Annotated in this window: 16 protein-coding genes; 4 read left to right on the top strand and 12 right to left on the bottom strand. The window is 58.6% G+C overall.

Features of this window, described 5'->3' with window-relative positions:
* Positions 1-15: 15 nt before the first annotated feature.
* Positions 16-558, bottom strand: coding sequence for a YaeQ family protein (locus ACI2KB_RS20720; RefSeq protein ID WP_404637402.1), 543 nt, complete (start codon positions 556-558; stop codon positions 16-18).
* A 295-nt stretch (positions 559-853) separates the two neighbouring features.
* On the opposite strand from ACI2KB_RS20720, the gene ACI2KB_RS20715 reads away from it, so the two are divergent.
* Complete coding sequence (locus ACI2KB_RS20715) at positions 854-1747, top strand: TIGR02285 family protein (protein ID WP_404637400.1); 894 nt, start codon at positions 854-856, stop codon at positions 1745-1747.
* Positions 1748-1908: 161 nt separating this feature from the next.
* On the opposite strand, the gene ACI2KB_RS20710 is transcribed toward ACI2KB_RS20715, so the two are convergent.
* From ACI2KB_RS20710 to ffh, 11 genes are all read right to left on the bottom strand, one after another.
* Positions 1909-2205 (bottom strand): DUF3509 domain-containing protein, encoded by a 297-nt coding sequence (locus tag ACI2KB_RS20710; protein WP_404637398.1) that lies wholly within the window; start codon positions 2203-2205, stop codon positions 1909-1911.
* A gap of 148 nt (positions 2206-2353) precedes the next feature.
* Positions 2354-4438: a transporter substrate-binding domain-containing protein gene (locus tag ACI2KB_RS20705; RefSeq protein WP_404637558.1), complete on the bottom strand. Its 2085-nt coding sequence runs from the start codon at positions 4436-4438 to the stop codon at positions 2354-2356.
* A 180-nt stretch (positions 4439-4618) separates the two neighbouring features.
* A complete protein-coding gene (gene thrC, locus ACI2KB_RS20700) occupies positions 4619-6028 on the bottom strand; it encodes a threonine synthase (RefSeq protein ID WP_404637396.1) in 1410 nt (469 codons plus the stop codon).
* Positions 6029-6076: 48 nt separating this feature from the next.
* Complete coding sequence (locus tag ACI2KB_RS20695; protein ID WP_404637394.1) at positions 6077-7381, bottom strand: homoserine dehydrogenase; 1305 nt, start codon at positions 7379-7381, stop codon at positions 6077-6079.
* 89 nt (positions 7382-7470) lie between these two features.
* Positions 7471-8214 carry a bifunctional protein-disulfide isomerase/oxidoreductase DsbC gene (gene dsbC, locus ACI2KB_RS20690; protein ID WP_404637392.1) on the bottom strand — a complete coding sequence of 248 codons (744 nt, stop codon included), beginning with the start codon at positions 8212-8214 and terminating at the stop codon, positions 7471-7473.
* 168 nt (positions 8215-8382) lie between these two features.
* A complete protein-coding gene (gene xerD, locus ACI2KB_RS20685) occupies positions 8383-9279 on the bottom strand; it encodes a site-specific tyrosine recombinase XerD (RefSeq protein ID WP_404637390.1) in 897 nt (298 codons plus the stop codon).
* A 257-nt stretch (positions 9280-9536) separates the two neighbouring features.
* Positions 9537-9887, bottom strand: a complete 351-nt coding sequence (gene rplS / locus ACI2KB_RS20680) for a 50S ribosomal protein L19 (protein ID WP_404637388.1) — start codon at positions 9885-9887, stop codon at positions 9537-9539.
* Between the two features lie 43 nt (positions 9888-9930).
* Complete coding sequence (trmD, locus tag ACI2KB_RS20675; protein ID WP_404637386.1) at positions 9931-10683, bottom strand: tRNA (guanosine(37)-N1)-methyltransferase TrmD; 753 nt, start codon at positions 10681-10683, stop codon at positions 9931-9933.
* A 3-nt stretch (positions 10684-10686) separates the two neighbouring features.
* Positions 10687-11223: a ribosome maturation factor RimM gene (gene rimM / locus ACI2KB_RS20670; protein WP_404637384.1), complete on the bottom strand. Its 537-nt coding sequence runs from the start codon at positions 11221-11223 to the stop codon at positions 10687-10689.
* Between the two features lie 5 nt (positions 11224-11228).
* Positions 11229-11480, bottom strand: coding sequence for a 30S ribosomal protein S16 (gene rpsP, locus ACI2KB_RS20665; RefSeq protein ID WP_404637382.1), 252 nt, complete (start codon positions 11478-11480; stop codon positions 11229-11231).
* Between the two features lie 246 nt (positions 11481-11726).
* The gene (gene ffh / locus ACI2KB_RS20660) at positions 11727-13106 is read right to left on the bottom strand and encodes a signal recognition particle protein (protein WP_404637380.1); all 1380 of its coding nucleotides are present in this window, start codon (positions 13104-13106) and stop codon (positions 11727-11729) included.
* 252 nt (positions 13107-13358) lie between these two features.
* Between ffh and ACI2KB_RS20655 the strand changes: the two genes are divergently transcribed.
* The 3 genes from ACI2KB_RS20655 to ACI2KB_RS20645 all read left to right on the top strand — a co-directional run bounded on the left by ACI2KB_RS20655 (position 13359) and on the right by ACI2KB_RS20645 (position 17047).
* Complete coding sequence (locus ACI2KB_RS20655; protein ID WP_404637378.1) at positions 13359-14171, top strand: inner membrane protein YpjD; 813 nt, start codon at positions 13359-13361, stop codon at positions 14169-14171.
* Between the two features lie 12 nt (positions 14172-14183).
* The gene (locus ACI2KB_RS20650) at positions 14184-15422 is read left to right on the top strand and encodes a CNNM domain-containing protein (protein ID WP_404637376.1); all 1239 of its coding nucleotides are present in this window, start codon (positions 14184-14186) and stop codon (positions 15420-15422) included.
* A 302-nt stretch (positions 15423-15724) separates the two neighbouring features.
* Positions 15725-17047 carry an MFS transporter gene (locus tag ACI2KB_RS20645; protein ID WP_404637374.1) on the top strand — a complete coding sequence of 441 codons (1323 nt, stop codon included), beginning with the start codon at positions 15725-15727 and terminating at the stop codon, positions 17045-17047.
* Positions 17048-17120: the final 73 nt, after the last annotated feature.

The raw sequence follows: 17120 nt of genomic DNA, 5'->3' as shown, positions 1-17120 counted from the left end.
GCGTGAAGGCGACGATCAACCGCGCTCGCCCGCCAGCCATTGCAACTGCACCTCGTGCTGACCACGGTCGTCGGTCACGAACACCGTACCTTCGCTGATCATGACGTCCCACTTGATCACCCGTGGCATCTCGCGGGCCAGGGTTTCCAGTACCTCTTGGGGCACGGCGGCAATGTTCACGTTCTTCAGCGCCTGAGCAGGAGGCACCACTTTGCCCTCCCAGACACGCAGGCTGCCGTAGGCCAGCAAACTGGTGCGTTCGGTCCGACGGGAGCACCAGGTCAGACGCTCGATGTCCGGCTGGCCCACTTCGATCCAATGCAACACGCGGTCGTCCAGGCTCTTTTCCCACAGGGCAGGTTCGTCGACATCCGATAGCCCCCGGCCAAACGACAGGTGTTCGTTGTACCAGAGCGCGTAGGCCAAAAGGCGCACGGCCATACGCTCCTCGGTTTCCGAAGGATGGCGGGCGATGGTCTGTTTGACGGTTTCATACACCCCACGATCCAGATCGGTGAGGTTCAGTTCGAATTTATAGGTCGTGGACGGCTGGGCCATGAACGGGCTTCTAGAGACGGGAAAGGCGCCAAGTCTAACCGATGCATGACCATTGAACGACCCGACGCGATGATTGATCGCTCAAGTGGCGCAAACGGTGTGCTGAAACGGCGGTGCAGTGCTTTACTCGTCCAAAGGTGACGAGTGTTAAACAAATGGACTACAACGCCGATACCTTGATGCGAGACCCTCTAGGATGAAGTGTTCAGAGCGGCCCGTTGCACCTTCAGTACCTTTCGGTGGTGATCGCGCAGAGTCCGGCCCCAGTCAGTTTTTTCGGGATTTACATCGACGGATGGTCAATCGCTCCCCGCGCCCTCTCAAGTCCGGGCTCTGTGTCCTGCTCGTTACATCGGTACTGGGCACGATACCCGGAACCGCGCATGCCAAGGAAACACTGACCTGGCTGCTGCGCGACTTTCCGCCCCTGACCATCTTTGCCGGCCCCCAGACCGGCCAAGGGGCCATCGACAAGCTGATGCCCGAACTGATCGCGCGCATGCCCGAGTACAATCACCAGATCATGCACGTGAACCGCGCACGGGGTACGCAAATGCTGCAAGACCCGGACGTGTTTGCCTGCGATCCGACGCTGTTGTGGACCCCTGAACGGGAAAAAACCATCCTGTTCTCGATCCCGACCTACGCCACGCCCGGTAACGGCGTGACCATCGAGAAAAGCAATCACGAGCGCTTCGCCCCCTTCCTCACCGACGATGGCCATCTCGATCTCACCTCGCTGCTGGCGAGCAATACGGTCAAGGTAGGGATCGTGGCGGAACGCAGCTACGGGCCGACCATCGACAAGATTCTGCGCACAACACCCCACCAAGACAGTCTGGTCCTGCACTACGGCAATGCGGCGGTGGGCAGCATGTTGCAGATGGAACGCATGGACCGTTTTCAGGCCATCATCAGTTACTGGCCAGAAGCGCGTTATCACGCGCAGCAACAGGCCATTCCACTGGATGAGCTGGAGTTCTTCCCGGTCAAGGATGCTCCCAAATATCAGTTCGCCCACATCGGCTGCTCGAAGACCGACAAAGGGCGCGCCGCCATGGACGTGATCAATCGGGAAATGCGTGTATTGCGCACGACCAGGCTGGTCGGCTTCTATGCCGAGTGGATGGTCAAGAGAGACGAATACCTGCGCGACGCGCAGACGTTTTTCGACGAGCCGGGCAATTGAAAAACGCTGGACAAAAGAAACCCCGAGCAGCGGGGAGACTACTCGGGGTCAACCGCGGTCCACCTTGGACCCGTACGGCAGGCGACATGAACACCGGAGCACAATGCCTGCACCTGCCGTAATGAATAAGAGCCACTTCGGCCGATAAGGTTCCCCGTGGTTCAGATGAAAGCTTGACCGGCAGCGAAATGAGTGACCTGTGTCGCATTACGCATTGCAGCGATCACACAAGGTTCTATACGCCCCTCGGCGACCATCAGATCTCGATGAAGCCCGTCGACCACGTCGGTCAACTGACGTTTGTCACACAACTGCGCAGCGCTGTAGACACGCTCGATCACAATCGCACCGGCTGCATTACTCAACGTCACCAGACGCTCGCCATTAACCCCTGCAGCGCCCAGACTCGCCTGATACGGTGCCAGGGCTTCGCTTAGCAACAAGCTGATATTTTCCATTGGATTCACCACTCAATCGTTTGAATGCAAAAGGTGCTCATCAGTGACCATCGACGGAAGCGGAAAGTTCTTGGCGCCGTGAGTGGGGTCATCGCTGCACCCTGTTCACTGGAGCATGCCTGCCGAATGTGACAGATGGAATTCAGGATCAAGGAGGGGCGGACTCCGGTTGCTGACGGGCCGTTATCAGTTCCTGCTCGATCCGTCTGGATTCGGTCAGGTCGGTCCAGCCTCCCACCAGTCCTTGCAGCTCACCATTGGCGCGGTAGAACGGCACCATCCATTGAAAGGCCTCTATCCGCCGGTCCAGAAGAGTCAAAGATTGGTGATCCTTGACGGGCTCTTGCGTACGAAGGAGTGTCATGTAGGCAGCATGCATCTTTTCTACGCTCTCACGCGGTAGCAGGTCGATATCAATCAAGCGTCGGCCATTCAATTGTTCGAAACTGATACCCAGACTGTCTTCGTAACGTCGGTTGCACGCCATCAACCTCCCCTGCAGATCGCGCACATACACGGGATCGGGCAGGCCGTCGAGCAAGGCTCGGGTGAAAACCAATTGATCATTGAGTTGCCCTTCAGCCCTTTCGCGCTGCGCAACCTGAGCTTTTAGCCGTCTGTTCCAGAGCAGCGAAAGCAGTGCCGATAGCGCTACGCCCCCCAGCAACCAATACACGGGAGCGGGAATCTTTTTCCAGACGCTTGTTTCAGGCTTCATGCTTCCCAGCCACTTCATCCGGATCGAACGCAGCTCGGCAACGGGAAACTCATCCAGCGCCTTGTTCAGGATGCTCAACAGCTCCGGTTGTGTCTTGACCACTGCAAACCGGTCGGGAGACCACAAGCCCTCAACGCCCCGTCCGACCTTGAGCTTTCCAAGGGGGGCAACCCACGCACCTGCTTCATTTTGAATGGTCGCGTGGGCGTCACCGGCTTCGACCCGCCTGCGAGCCTCCGCATAAGTCTGTACAAGCTCCAGCCTGATCTGCGGATAGTCACGCTGAATGCCCCCAAGCAAGGCATGCCGTGCGGGCATTGCCAGTATTTTCCCCGAAAGATCGGACAGCATGACCGGGGATTCTTCATCGTCCCTTACGATGTAGACCCAGTTGTTTCCGCCATAGGCGTAGCCGAAATTAAGCAGTTCTCTGCGCTCAGGCGTCTCCGCGAGTGTTGTGTTCATATCGGCCTTGCCAGCGCTGAGCGTATCCAGCGCGACCTGCGTGGAAGGCATCGCCTCGTGAACGAAGATCAGACCTGTCATGCGCGAAATCTTGTCGAGCACGTCGATATTCAACCCCACCCACTGCCCATTCTCGTCCTTGTAGATATAAGGCGGGTGCAACGTAGACGCGACCTTGATCTGTGGATGGCGACGCATCCATTGCTGCTCGCTGGGACTTAAACGAATGCGCTGATCCACCACATCGTCGCCCAGTCCGACGGTCCAGCGTCGGTGGATTTCTCGCGTCACTGATTCATCAAGATCGCCGAGCGCTCGGTTCATCAACGTCTGGAGCCGGTCGTCACTGCGGCGCATCGCAAAGGACAAACCCGAGGGTGGCAAGAGGCTCTCGAATTGAACTCGCAGCCCGAGGAATGGGCGTAATGCGCTATAGGAACGAACAATGACTTCATTGCCAATGAACGCGTCGACGTCTCCTTGCGCCAAAGCCTCCATCCCGCTGCGGAGCGTGGGCGCCAATACGATTTGACTGTCAGGGTAAGCTTTATGGACGTCATTGGCGTCAGCGTAGCCATCAAGCAAAGCGACTCGTTTGCCGTAAAGCGTGCTTCTAAGGGGGGTGTCCACTTTACGGCCCACCACGACCGATCGATCCGGCATGTAATCGTTCGAAAAACTCAGCCCAGAAAAAGCTCGCTCATAACCGTTAGCGCCTGTCAGCACGTCAACCTCGCCCGCCAGCAACGCCGCAATCTCGTCCTCGCGGCGGGAGAAGCCCGTGATTTTTATCGGGAGTGACAACTTGGCACTGATCAGGCTCAGGTAATCGGCGCTGATACCCTGATAACGGTTCTGGTCAGTGGTGATATCGATGGGTTCATAGTCGGCTATGGGGATACCAACCCTCAGCACTTTGCGCTCCTTGAGCCAACGACGATCATCATCGTTGAGTTCAAGCGCCCGTGGTACTTGAAAAGGTGCCCCAAGCACAAACGGTAACGTTTCCGCCCCCTCGCCTTGTCGACTCCAGACGCACGCGATCAGCATCAATACCCATAGAGCATGCAGCGTGATTCGAGGCTGGACGGGCATTCCTTGCGTGTCCATGTTCATGTGTTCTACCGCCAATTGGTTGTTTGCGAAAAGCAGAAATTTTCGCAAGTTTGGCACGTAGAAACGAGAAGGCCCGCTGGGGAGCGGGCCTTAACTTGTTACACCAGGATACGGTCAGAGCGGCTTGCCGCGGTTGCCATGCTGGCTGACGAAGGCCTGCATGGCCTTCAGGTCATTTGGCAACACCGTGCAACGTTCATCACGCTCGAACAAATCAGACAAATGTGCAGGCAGTTCAAGTGCTTTTCCTACACCGGCTTTTTGAACGGCTTCCGGGAACTTGACCGGGTGAGCCGTGCCCAGAATCACCATTGGCGTGTCCAGGCTGCGACGGCAATCGCGAGCCGCTTTTACGCCAATGGCTGTGTGCGGGTCAAGCACTTCACCGGTGCTGGCGAAGACTTCGGCAATGGTTTCGCAGGTCTGCTCGTCGCTGACAGCCAGGGAGTCAAACAGCTTGCGGGTCTCGGTCCAACGGTCTTCTTCTACGCTGAAACCGCCACCTTTCTTGAAGCTGTCCATCAACTCTGCGATCGCTGCGCCATTGCGGCCGTGCATGTCGAACAACAGACGTTCGAAGTTCGACGACACCATGATGTCCATCGATGGCGACAGCGTGGCGTGCAAGGTCTCTTTGACGTACTGATTGCCGCTCATGAAGCGGTGCAGGATGTCGTTGCGGTTGGTGGCGACGATCAGTTGGCTGATCGGCAGGCCCATGTTGCGCGCCAGATAGCCGGCGAAGATGTCGCCGAAGTTGCCGGTCGGCACCGAGAACGCCACGGAGCGCGCCGGACCGCCCAATTGCAGCGCGGCGTGGAAGTAGTAAACGATCTGGGCCATGATCCGCGCCCAGTTGATCGAGTTCACCGCCACCAGACGCGTGCCCTTTAGGAAGCCCTGATCAGCAAAGCTGTTTTTGACCATTTCCTGGCAGTCGTCGAAGTTGCCTTCGATGGCGATGTTATGAATGTTGTCGCCAAAGATGGTGGTCATCTGGCGGCGCTGCACATCCGACACGCGGTTATTCGGGTGCAGGATGAAGATGTCGACGTTCTCGCAACGGCGGCAGCCTTCGATGGCAGCCGAACCGGTGTCGCCGGAGGTTGCGCCGATGATTACCACGCGCTCGCCGCGCTTCTCCAGCACGTAGTCCAGCAGGCGACCCAGCAGTTGCAGGGCGAAGTCCTTGAACGCCAGGGTCGGGCCATGGAACAACTCCATCACCCACTCGTTGCTGTTCAGCTGGCGCAATGGCGCGACCGCGTTGTGCGCAAACACACCGTAGGTTTTTTCCAGGATTTTCTTGAAGTCCGCGTCCGGAATGCTGCCGGTCACGAATGGGCGCATCACCCGAAAAGCCAGCTCGTGATACGGCAAGCCGGCCCAGGAAGCGATTTCTTCCTGAGTGAAACGAGGCAGGTTTTCAGGGACGTACAGACCGCCGTCGCTGGCAAGGCCCGCGAGCAGGACGTCTTCGAAATTCAGGGCCGGTGCCTGGCCGCGAGTACTGATATAACGCATGTTTCAAACCTTTGGTTCGAGGTGCGAGCTTCACGCTCGCAACGGCTCTTAGTTGAGATGCTCGACGCGAATGCGCACGACCGGACCGGCTACGCCTTCCAGCGCTTCCAGCGCCTGAATGGCATCGTTGATACGTTGCTCGACCACTCGGTGGGTCAGCAAAATCATCGGCACCAGGCCATCCTGCTCTTCGGCCTCCTTCTGCATGATCGACTCGATGTTGATCCCGCGCTCGGACAGGATGCTCGCCACCTGCGCCAGCACACCCGGGTGGTCCTTGGCCTGAATGCGCAGGTAATACGCGCTTTCGCACTCCTGGATCGGCAGGATCGGATGGGCCGACAGCGAATCGGGCTGGAAGGCCAGATGCGGCACGCGGTTCTCAGGGTCGGTGGTCAGGGCACGCACCACATCGACCAGATCCGCGACCACCGACGAAGCGGTAGGCTCCATGCCTGCGCCTGCACCATAGAACAGCGTCGAACCCGCCGCGTCGCCGTTGACCATCACGGCGTTCATCACGCCATTGACGTTGGCGATCAGGCGATCCGACGGAATCAAGGTCGGGTGCACACGCAACTCGATACCAGCAGGCGTGCTGCGCGCAACCCCCAGGTGTTTGATGCGGTAACCCAGCGCCTCGGCGTAGTTCACGTCAGCAGTGGTCAGCTGAGTGATGCCTTCGGTGTAGGCCTTGTCGAATTGCAGCGGAATGCCAAAGGCGATGGACGCCAGAATGGTCAGTTTGTGCGCCGCATCGATGCCCTCGACATCGAAGGTGGGATCGGCTTCGGCATAACCCAGTGCCTGCGCTTCGGCCAGCACGTCAGGAAAGGTACGGCCCTTCTCGCGCATTTCGGTCAGGATGAAGTTGCCGGTACCGTTGATGATGCCTGCCACCCAGTTGATGCGGTTGGCCGCCAGGCCTTCACGGATCGCCTTGATCACCGGAATGCCACCTGCCACGGCCGCTTCGAAGGCGACGATGACGCCTTTCTCACGCGCCTTGGCGAAGATTTCATTACCGTGCACCGCGATCAGCGCCTTGTTGGCAGTGACCACGTGCTTGCCATTTTCAATGGCTTTGAGCACCAGTTCGCGCGCGACGGTGTAGCCGCCGATCAGCTCGATAACGATGTCGATGTCAGGATTGCTGGCCACTTCGAAAACATCGGTGGTGGTCGGGGTACCGGTAATCTGGCAATTGGGGTTTGGCGAACGCATGGCAATCTGCGCCACTTCGATTCCACGCCCGGCACGGCGGGCAATTTCCTCGGCGTTACGCTTTAGCACATTGAAGGTACCGCCACCGACAGTACCCAGCCCACAGATGCCTACTTTGACCGGTTTCACTATGAACTCCCCGTAAAACGATCGGCACGTGGCCGACCGTGGTATCAGCCGCATGACAGTGCGGCTCGCTGTTGAACTGGTTTATTGGGTTACTTGGCGGCGCTCAACGCCAGCTTTGCCACTTGGGGCGCAGGTTGATAGCCCGGGATCACCTGACCATCCGCCAGCACAATGGCAGGGGTGCCGTTCACACCAATCGACTGGCCGATCTCGAACTGTTTGGTCACCGGGTTATCGCACTTGGGTGCCTTGATGTTCTTGCCATCGACCATGCGGTCCATGGCGTCACGGCGATCCTTGGAGCACCACACCGCCTGCAACTGCTCGTCACCCGGCGACCCCAGGCCCTGACGCGGGAAGGCGACATAGCGCACTTCGATGCCGCGCTTGTTCAGCTCCGGCACTTCGCCGTGCAGTTTGTGGCAATACGGGCAGGTGGTGTCGGTGAACACGGTGATGTGCGACTTGGTTTCGCCCACGGCCGGATAGACGACCATTTCAGCGGTCGGGATGCCGTTGATGGTCTTGGAAATCGCCAGACGCTCGACCTTTTCGGTCAGGTTGACCGGTTTGCCGCCTTGAATCTGATACAGGTTGCCCTGCATCACGAACTGACCGTCAGCACTGGCATACAGCACGCGACCGCCCTTCAGGTTGACCTCATACAGGCCGTTGAGAGGACTGCTGGAAATGCTCTCTACAGGGATTTCCAGGTTCAGTGATTCCAGTGTCTTGCGGATAGCCTTGTCGGACGCTTCGTCAGCAGAGGCAAACAGGCTGAAAGTACTGGCCAGCGCTACGACAGCAGCACCGATAAAACGAGTCACGCGCATGAAAACTCCTCGAGCGGTGGGCAGACGGGCGGAATTGAAAACGGCGGACGCGGACGTACCGGGAAATTTTCGGGGCTCCAATCTGCGAAACCGGCAAAGCCTATCACATTAGGCCCGCGAGGCCGACGCCGACTGATGTAAGACTCGTCGTAAATTCCTGCCCCCCGATCACCCACGAGGGTGGTGTTTGGCGTGCAATTCCTGCAAGCGGGCTCGCGCGATGTGGGTGTAGATCTGGGTCGTCGACAGGTCACTGTGGCCCAGCAACATTTGTACGACTCGAAGATCGGCGCCGTGATTGAGCAGATGAGTGGCGAAGGCGTGACGCAGCGTGTGGGGTGAAAGGCTTTTACCGATACCCGCGACCTTGGCCTGCAGCTTGATGCGGTGCCAGAAGGTCTGGCGCGTCATCTGCTCGCCTCGCAGGCTGGGAAAAAGCACATCGCTGGGGCGACCGCCCAACAGCTCTTGGCGAGCGTCTCGCAGATAACGCTCAACCCAGACAATGGCCTCCTCGCCCATCGGCACCAGGCGCTCCTTGCTACCCTTGCCCATGATGCGCAAGACACCTTGACGCAGATTGACCTGTTCAAGCGTCAAGCTGACCAGTTCCGTCACCCGCAGCCCACAGGCGTAAAGCACTTCCAGCATCGCTCGGTCGCGCTGGCCGATGGCTTCACTCAGATCCGGCGCCGCGAGCAGCGCCTCGACATCGGCCTCGGACAGCGATTTGGGCAATGGCTTACCGAGCTGAGGCATATCCACCTGGAGCGTCGGGTCGACGGAAATCAGCCTCTCTCGCAAAAGATAACGATAAAAACCTCTTACACCGGAAAGAAAACGTGCAGACGATCGTGCCTTGTAGCCGTTGTCCACACGCCAGGCCAGATGATCAAAAATCACCTCACGCCCCACCCCCATCAGATCAACACCCCTTTCCTGCAACCAGCCATTGAACAAGGCCAGATCGCTGCGGTACGAATCACGCGTATTATCCGACAGCCCCTTTTCCAGCCACAGGGCATCGAGGAAGCGGTCAATCATGGGGTGGTCTAAGGCGGGCATGGGATCAGGCTTGAGCGAAGGAAAACAGAGGAAGTCTTTCATATCTCCCAAGTCGACACAAAGCCCTCGGCTTTGCACATGAACTTGTGGGAGCGAGTTCATTCGCGAGAGGGTGCCACGACCAATCCTACTCCGTCGGCTGAAACACCGCTTCGCGAATGAATTCGCTCCCACAGATTCGGCGTGGCCTGAGCCTTTCATCCAGGCATAAAAAAAGCAGCCCGAAGGCTGCTTCCTTTTGAATCGAAAAACGGCGATTAAGCCAGTTTTTCCTTGATGCGTGCTGCTTTACCCGACAGGTCGCGCAGGTAGTACAGCTTGGCTTTACGTACGTCACCGCGACGTTTCACAGCCATGCTGTCGATAGTCGGGCTGTAGGTCTGGAAAGTACGTTCAACGCCAACACCGTTGGAGATTTTACGAACAGTGAAAGCACTGTTGATACCACGGTTGCGCTTGGCGATTACAACGCCTTCGAAGGCTTGCAGACGGGAACGGTCACCTTCCTTTACTTTCACCTGAACGACGATGGTGTCGCCCGGGGCAAAAGGAGGGATCTCTTTGGTCATCTGCTCTGCTTCGAGGGCCAGAATGATTTTGTTTGTCATGTTGTGCTCCTAAGGTAAATCAGTCGGATCTACCATCGATACGTTAACTATCGTCCCGCTCGCGGAGGTATTCCGCCAGCAGCTTGTTCTCTTCTCCAGAAAGCGAGCGCCTTTCCAGAAGATCGGCACGTCGTTCGTAGGTCCTGCCTAGGGACTGCTGCAAACGCCAACGCCGGATATGTGCATGGTTGCCACTCAGCAACACGTCGGGTACACGCTGATCCGCATACACCTCAGGTCGGGTGTAATGCGGGCAATCGAGCAGACCATCCGTGAAGGAATCTTCCTCCGCGGAGTCCGCATGCCCTAAAGCTCCGGGCAGCAGCCGTGTAACCGCATCGATCAGGACCATGGCCGGCAGCTCGCCGCCAGACAACACGTAATCCCCTATCGACCACTCTTCATCGACATGAGCCTCAATAAAGCGCTCGTCAATGCCTTCATAACGACCGGCAATCAGGATCAGTGCTTGCTCCTGCGCCAGTTCGCGTACCGCAGACTGTTCCAGTTTGCGGCCTTGTGGCGACAGGTAAATCACCTTCGCCGCATCCCCTGCTGCCTGCCTGGCCTGAACCAGAGCGTCTTCCAGAGGCTTGATCTTCATCACCATGCCGGGGCCGCCGCCAAAAGGGCGATCATCCACCGTGTGATGTCGATCCGTGGTGTAATCCCGCGGATTCCAGCACGTGAGCTGCAACAGCTCCTGCTTTACCGCACGGCTGGTAATGCCGTATTCGCTGATGGCGGAAAACATCTCGGGAAACAGCGTGATGACTTCAATGCGCAGGCTGGCCATTGCTTAGAAATCCGCGTCCCATTCCACCTTCATCTCGCCTGCAACCAGGTCGACGGCCAACACGCATTGATCCGTATAGGGCAACAGGCGTTCACGATCGTCCAGACTGCCTGCGCAGGGCTTGACCACCATTACATCGTTCGAACCGGTTTCCAGGAGGTGATCGATTTTCCCGAGCAATTGCCCGAGGTGGTCGATGACCTTCAAGCCGACAAGCTGGTACCAGTAGTACTCACCGTCGTCCAGACCCGGCAGCAGGTGGCTTGGCACGCAGATCTCGTAACCGGCCAGAAGACGAGCTTCTTCACGATCATCAAGACCCTTGAGCTTTGCGACCAGGAACTTGTCGCTCCCGCGCCCACTGACCAGCTCAACCTGCTTCACATTACCTTCGCGCTTGAGCGTCCAGGTTTTGTACTTCAACAGGTTTTCAGTTGGATCGGTAAAGGAATACACCTTCACTTCTCCACGCACGCCATGTACCGAATAGATCTTGCCGATAACGATCAGATCGTCGGCAGAAGCTGGCGTCGCGCTCATATTGCTCAGGCCGCAGCCTTCGCAGCTTCCTTCAACAGCTGAGCAACGCGCTCAGATGGCTGTGCACCAACGCTCAACCAGTAGTTGACGCGCTCTTGGTTCACGGACAGACGGATTTCCTGACCACGGGCAACCGGGTTGAAGAAACCGATTTGCTCTTTGTGCGAACCGTCGCGTGGGTTACGGCTGTCGGTCACAGTCAGGTGGTAGAACGGGCGCTTCTTGGAGCCGCCAAGGGCCAGACGGATTGTTAGCATTGAACAATTTCCTGTTAGTGTGCTGCAAATCTAAGGTGCACAAACGGGCACGGGTGCCCGAAAGGCCGCATATTCTAAGGAATATCCGGACGATTGCAAATGACTTTTTCCGGCGCGAGGCGCAGGGTCATTCGCATCTGCAAGGGTGCCATCGTTTTCAATGGCCTGTTTTCGCTCGTATTCACGAGCCTATGGGAGGTCATCCCAAAGAAGGTTGCGCGGACGAACGGTCCGCGTAGTGACCGATCAAAGGCGAGGCATGCCACCGCCGCCGGGCATCATGCCACCCAGGCCGCGCATCATTTTGGCCATGCCGCCCTTGGCGGAGAATTTCTTCATCATCTTCTGCATCTGTTTGTGCTGCTTGATCAGACGCCCGATGTCCTGCACCTGAGTGCCGGAACCCATCGCGATACGGCGCTTGCGTGAGCCGCTGATCAGCTCGGGATCGCGACGCTCGGCCGGGGTCATCGAGTTGATGATGGCTTCCATCTGTTTGAACTGCTTTTCTGCCGCGTTCTGCGCGTTGCCCATCTGCGACAGGTTGACGCCGCCGATGCTCGGCAGTTTGTCCATGAGGCCGCCCAAGCCGCCCATGTTCTTCATCTGTTGCAGCTGGTCACGGAAGTCTTCGAGGTCGAAGCCCTTTCCTTTCTTCAGCTTCTTGGCCAGTTTGTCGGCCTTTTCCTTGTCGAGGGTCTGCTCGGCCTGTTCGATCAGGCTGAGCACGTCGCCCATCCCGAGGATGCGCGATGCGATACGGTCCGGATGGAACGGCTCCAGCGCTTCGCTCTTCTCGCCCATACCGATGAACTTGATCGGCTTGCCGGTAATGGCGCGGACGGACAGCGCGGCACCGCCACGGGCATCACCATCGACCTTGGTCAGGATCACACCGGTGAGCGGCAGCGCATCACCAAAGGCCTTGGCCGTGTTGGCGGCGTCCTGACCGGTCATGGCGTCCACCACGAACAGCGTTTCGGCCGGTTTGACAGCGGCATGCAGTGCCTGAATCTCGCCCATCATCTCGGCGTCGATGTGCAGACGGCCGGCGGTGTCGAGAATCACGACATCGATGAATTTGAGTTTGGCTTCTTTGATGGCCGCTTCTGCAATGGCCACAGGCTTCTGACTGATATCGGAAGGGAAGAACGTCACACCGATGTCGTTGGCCAGGGTTTCAAGCTGCTTGATCGCCGCAGGGCGATACACGTCAGCCGACACCACCATCACGCTTTTCTTTTTGCGCTCTTTGAGAAACTTCGCCAGCTTGCCTGCGGTGGTGGTTTTACCCGCCCCCTGCAGACCCGCCATCAGCACCACTGCCGGAGGCGCAACATTGAGGGACAGCTCTTCATTGGCTGCCCCCATCATGTCTTCCAGCTCGGCCTGCACGATCTTCACGAACGCCTGACCTGGCGTCAGGCTGCGAGACACCTCAGTGCCGACCGCACGTTCCTTGATGCGATTGACGAACTCTTTGACAACCGGCAGGGCCACGTCGGCTTCGAGCAGCGCCATGCGCACTTCACGCAGCGTGTCCTTGATGTTGTCCTCGGTCAGCTTGGCTTTGCCGGTGACCTGGCGCAGCGTCTGCGAGAGACGTTCTGTCAGATTTTCAAACATGCGTGATCCTTTGAGTTCGCGGCGAACCCCAGTGGGTGCGGCCCTGTGCCCGTTGGCAAGCACCTGACGCGGTGTCGGCGTGCTGCCTATATAAAGAAGGAACAGTGCTCGGCAAGGCGTTGGCGTGAGCAGGTCGCGGATTATAGCGAAGACTCTGACGCACGGACACCATGACGTCTGCTTCTGTGGTCTTTCGTGCCGTGCCGGTTCTATGCCACACTCAGCGGCTTTCGGGCACGCCCATCAGGATCTATGTTCGCCTTGTCACCGAGTTTGCCATTCAGCCTCGCCGCCGCCGTGCTTTACGCCGCTGCGACCCTCTACCAAGGTATTCGCCTGCGCCAAGGCAAAAAGGCCGACAAATGGCTGCTGTGCCTGATCGGCACCCTCGCCGTCGCCTGCCAGGCCAGTGCGCTGTTCAGCCAGTTGGTGCGCCCGATCGGCCTGGGCCTGGATTTTTTCAGCGCCGCCAGCCTGATCGCCGTTGCGGTGATCATCGTGACCATGCTGGCCTGCATTCGCATTCCCGTGGAAATCCTGCTGGTTCTGTTGTTCCCGCTGGGCTTGCTCACCACCTTGATGGCGCAGTTCGCCCCGGCGGGCACGCTGCAACCGATCATCGGTGAACAGGGCTTGATCGGGCACATTCTGTTGTCGATCCTGGCCTATGGCATGTTCACCATCGCGGTGTTTCAGGCCTTGCTGCTTCTGCTGCAGAACCATCAGCTCAAGAACAAGCACCCCTCCGGGCTGATTCGCAGCTTCCCGCCCCTGCAAACCATGGAAAGTCTGTTGTTCGGCTTCCTCTGGGCGGGCTGGACATTGCTGTCGATGTCGCTGATTTCCGGCTGGCTGTTCGTCGAAAACCTGTTTGCCCAGCATCTGGTGCATAAAACGCTGCTGTCGATCCTCGCCTGGATCGTGTTCAGCGTCCTGCTGTGGGGCCGCACGCGCCTGGGCTGGCGTGGGCACAAAGCGATTCGCTGGACCTTGGGCGGCTTTCTGCTGCTGATGCTGGCCTACTTCGGCAGCAAGCTCGTCCGCGAATACATCCTGCACATCTGACAGGCGCTGACCATGGAAAACCTGCCCACCGGCACGATGCTCGCGCTCCTCGCCCTGCTCACCCTGTGGTCGGGGCTGTTTACCGCTGTCGAAGCGGCGCATCACAATCTGCGTGCCGCCCGCATCAATCCGCGCTCGACCGAGCCAGCCAAACCCACGCTGGGTTTTAATTTCAACAGCCTGGTGCTGGGCAATACCCTGCTGAAAACCCTGATCACCATTCTGGCGACCCTGCTCGCGATCGGGCAGTGGTATTCCCATGGCCCACTGATCGCATGGGTTGTCGTCGCCAGCTTGCTGATCATCGTCACCGAGTTCATTCCGCGCAAGCTGGCGGCACGGCGCCCGGAGGCGATTCTGCTGCTGGGGAACAACGTCCTGCGCATTCCCATGCGTCTGTTGCGCCCGTTGACGTGGTTCTACAAAAACCTCGCCAAACTGTTGTTGCGCCCCTTCCTGTCCAAACGCCGCCCCGACACGGCTGCCGATGACGACGATCAGGGCGCCCTGATCTATCAGGACAACGAAAGCCAGTTTGGCCGCTCCCGCGTTCTGTCCGGCATCCATGCGCTGGACAGCATGACCGTCAACGACATTCTGGTGCCGCGCAGCGAAGTGGACGGTATCAATCTGGACGAGACCATCGAAGAGATCACCGACAAGTTGATCATTTCCCGTCACACACGTCTGCCGGTCTATCACAACGACATCAACCAGGTCGAAGGCGTGCTCAACACACGCATGATCAGTCACCTGCTGCCTCGCGGACAGCTGACCAAAGAAGCGTTGAAAGCTGCCTGTTACGAACCCTATTTCGTGCCGGAGAGCACGCCGTTGCAACTGCAATTGCTGAACTTCCACAAACAACAGCGGCGCATGGGCGTGGTGGTGGACGAATACGGCGAGGTGCAAGGCATCGTCAGCCTTGAGGACATCCTTGAAGAAATCGTCGGTGAATTCGAAAGCGAACAAACCCTCGACAATCCGCACATTCATCCGCAGCCGGATGGACGTCTGGTGGTTGAAGGCGCGGCGTCGATTCGCGACCTGAACAAGAGCCTTGGCTGGCACCTGCCCGCCGATGGCCCGAAGACCGTCAACGGCCTGATCACCGAGGCGCTGGAAACGATTCCCGACAGCTCGGTGTGCCTGAAGATCGGGCCTTACCGGCTGGAAACCCTCGAAACCGAGGACAATCGGGTGACCCGCGTGCTGATGTGGCAGAACAGTCGGACCAAAGACGTGATCTAAAGCGCGCCAGCCTGTTTGAAACACTTGTTTCCGCGTTGACGCCCTTTCTATAATCGACCCGCTTACCCAGCCCCGCCGACCCGCGTGCTACCCGCACAATGCGAGCGTCGGCCAGTCACTCAGCCTGACGTCTTCACGCGACACCTCTGGCGCCTGCTCTCATCCCGAGCGATGCCAGCGCCCTCCCCCGCATCCGGGCTAGTCTGTTCAGCGCTGTACCCACAATAATTAACGTTTGCTTCAGCGCGCGCAGGACGTTTCGTCTCCCGCTGACAGGCAAGATGACTGCCAGGGATACTCGCATGACCAGTACCTCCACTTATCCATCCAGCGATGAGCAGGCGGCGCCGCCCGCCAATTCCGCCGCCCGTGTCGCCACCGCCAGTTTCATTGGCACCGCCATCGAGTTCTACGACTTCTACGTCTACGCCACCGCCGCCGCGCTGGTGATCGGCCCGGTGTTCTTTCCACAGACGTCCAGCACCGCACAGATGCTGTCGGCATTTCTGACCTTCGGGATCGCCTTTCTCGCGCGCCCACTGGGTTCGGCGCTGTTCGGTCACTTCGGTGATCGCATTGGTCGTAAATCGACACTGGTGGCGTCGCTGCTACTGATGGGCATCTGCACCACGTTGATTGGCGTGCTACCGGGCTATGAGACCATCGGTTCGTGGGCGCCGATTCTGTTGTGCGTGCTGCGCTTCGGCCAGGGTCTTGGGCTGGGGGGTGAATGGGGCGGTGCTGCATTGCTGGCCACTGAAAACGCCCCCAAAGGCAAGCGCGCGTGGTTCGGCATGTTCCCGCAGCTTGGCCCTTCGATTGGCTTTCTCGCAGCCAACGGCCTGTTTCTGACACTGGCAATGACACTGAATGACGAACAATTCCGCTCCTGGGGCTGGCGCATCCCGTTCCTGCTCAGTGCGGTGCTGGTCGTCATCGGTCTCTACGTGCGCCTGAAGCTGGAAGAAACACCGATTTTCGCCAAAGCCATTGCCCGTCACGAACGCCTCAAGATGCCGATTGCCGAGCTGTTCGCACAGTATTGGGCGCCAATGTTGCTGGGCGCTGCCTCGATGGTGGTGTGCTACGCGCTGTTCTACATCTCGACGGTGTTCTCGCTGAGCTATGGGGTCAAGAGCCTGGGTTACAGCCGGGAATCCTTCCTCGCCATGCTGTGCTTTGCGGTGTTGTTCATGGCGTTGGCAACCCCGTTGTCCGCGTGGGCGAGTGACCGTTTCGGGCGCAAGCCGGTGCTGATTGTCGGCGGCGTGCTGGCGATTTTGTCGGGCTTCCTGATGCACCCCCTGCTGACCCACGGCTCGACCTGGGCAGTGACGCTGTTTCTGTCCATCGAGCTGTTCCTGATGGGCGTCACGTTCGCACCGATGGGCGCAATGCTGCCTGAACTGTTTCCGACCCGCGTCCGTTACACCGGCGCGTCGGCGGCCTATAACATCGGCGGGATCGTCGGCGCCTCGGTCGCGCCATTTTTCGCTCAGCAATTGGTGGAAATGGGCGGTTTGAGCTGGGTGGGCGGTTATGTGTCGGCGGCCGCGCTGCTGAGCCTGATTGCCGTGTTGTGCCTGAAAGAAACGCGGAATGCGGATCTCGATGCCATCAAGTGATGCTTGATCGGTAGGAGCGTGGCTTGCCCGCTCCTACCGGGGTCGCATTGACAAATAAAAACGGCGCCTCCGA

Source organism: Pseudomonas sp. NPDC088444, assembly GCF_044900175.1.
Taxonomy (GTDB): Bacteria; Pseudomonadota; Gammaproteobacteria; order Pseudomonadales; family Pseudomonadaceae; genus Aquipseudomonas.
This window is presented reverse-complemented; position numbering and strand designations above follow the sequence as displayed.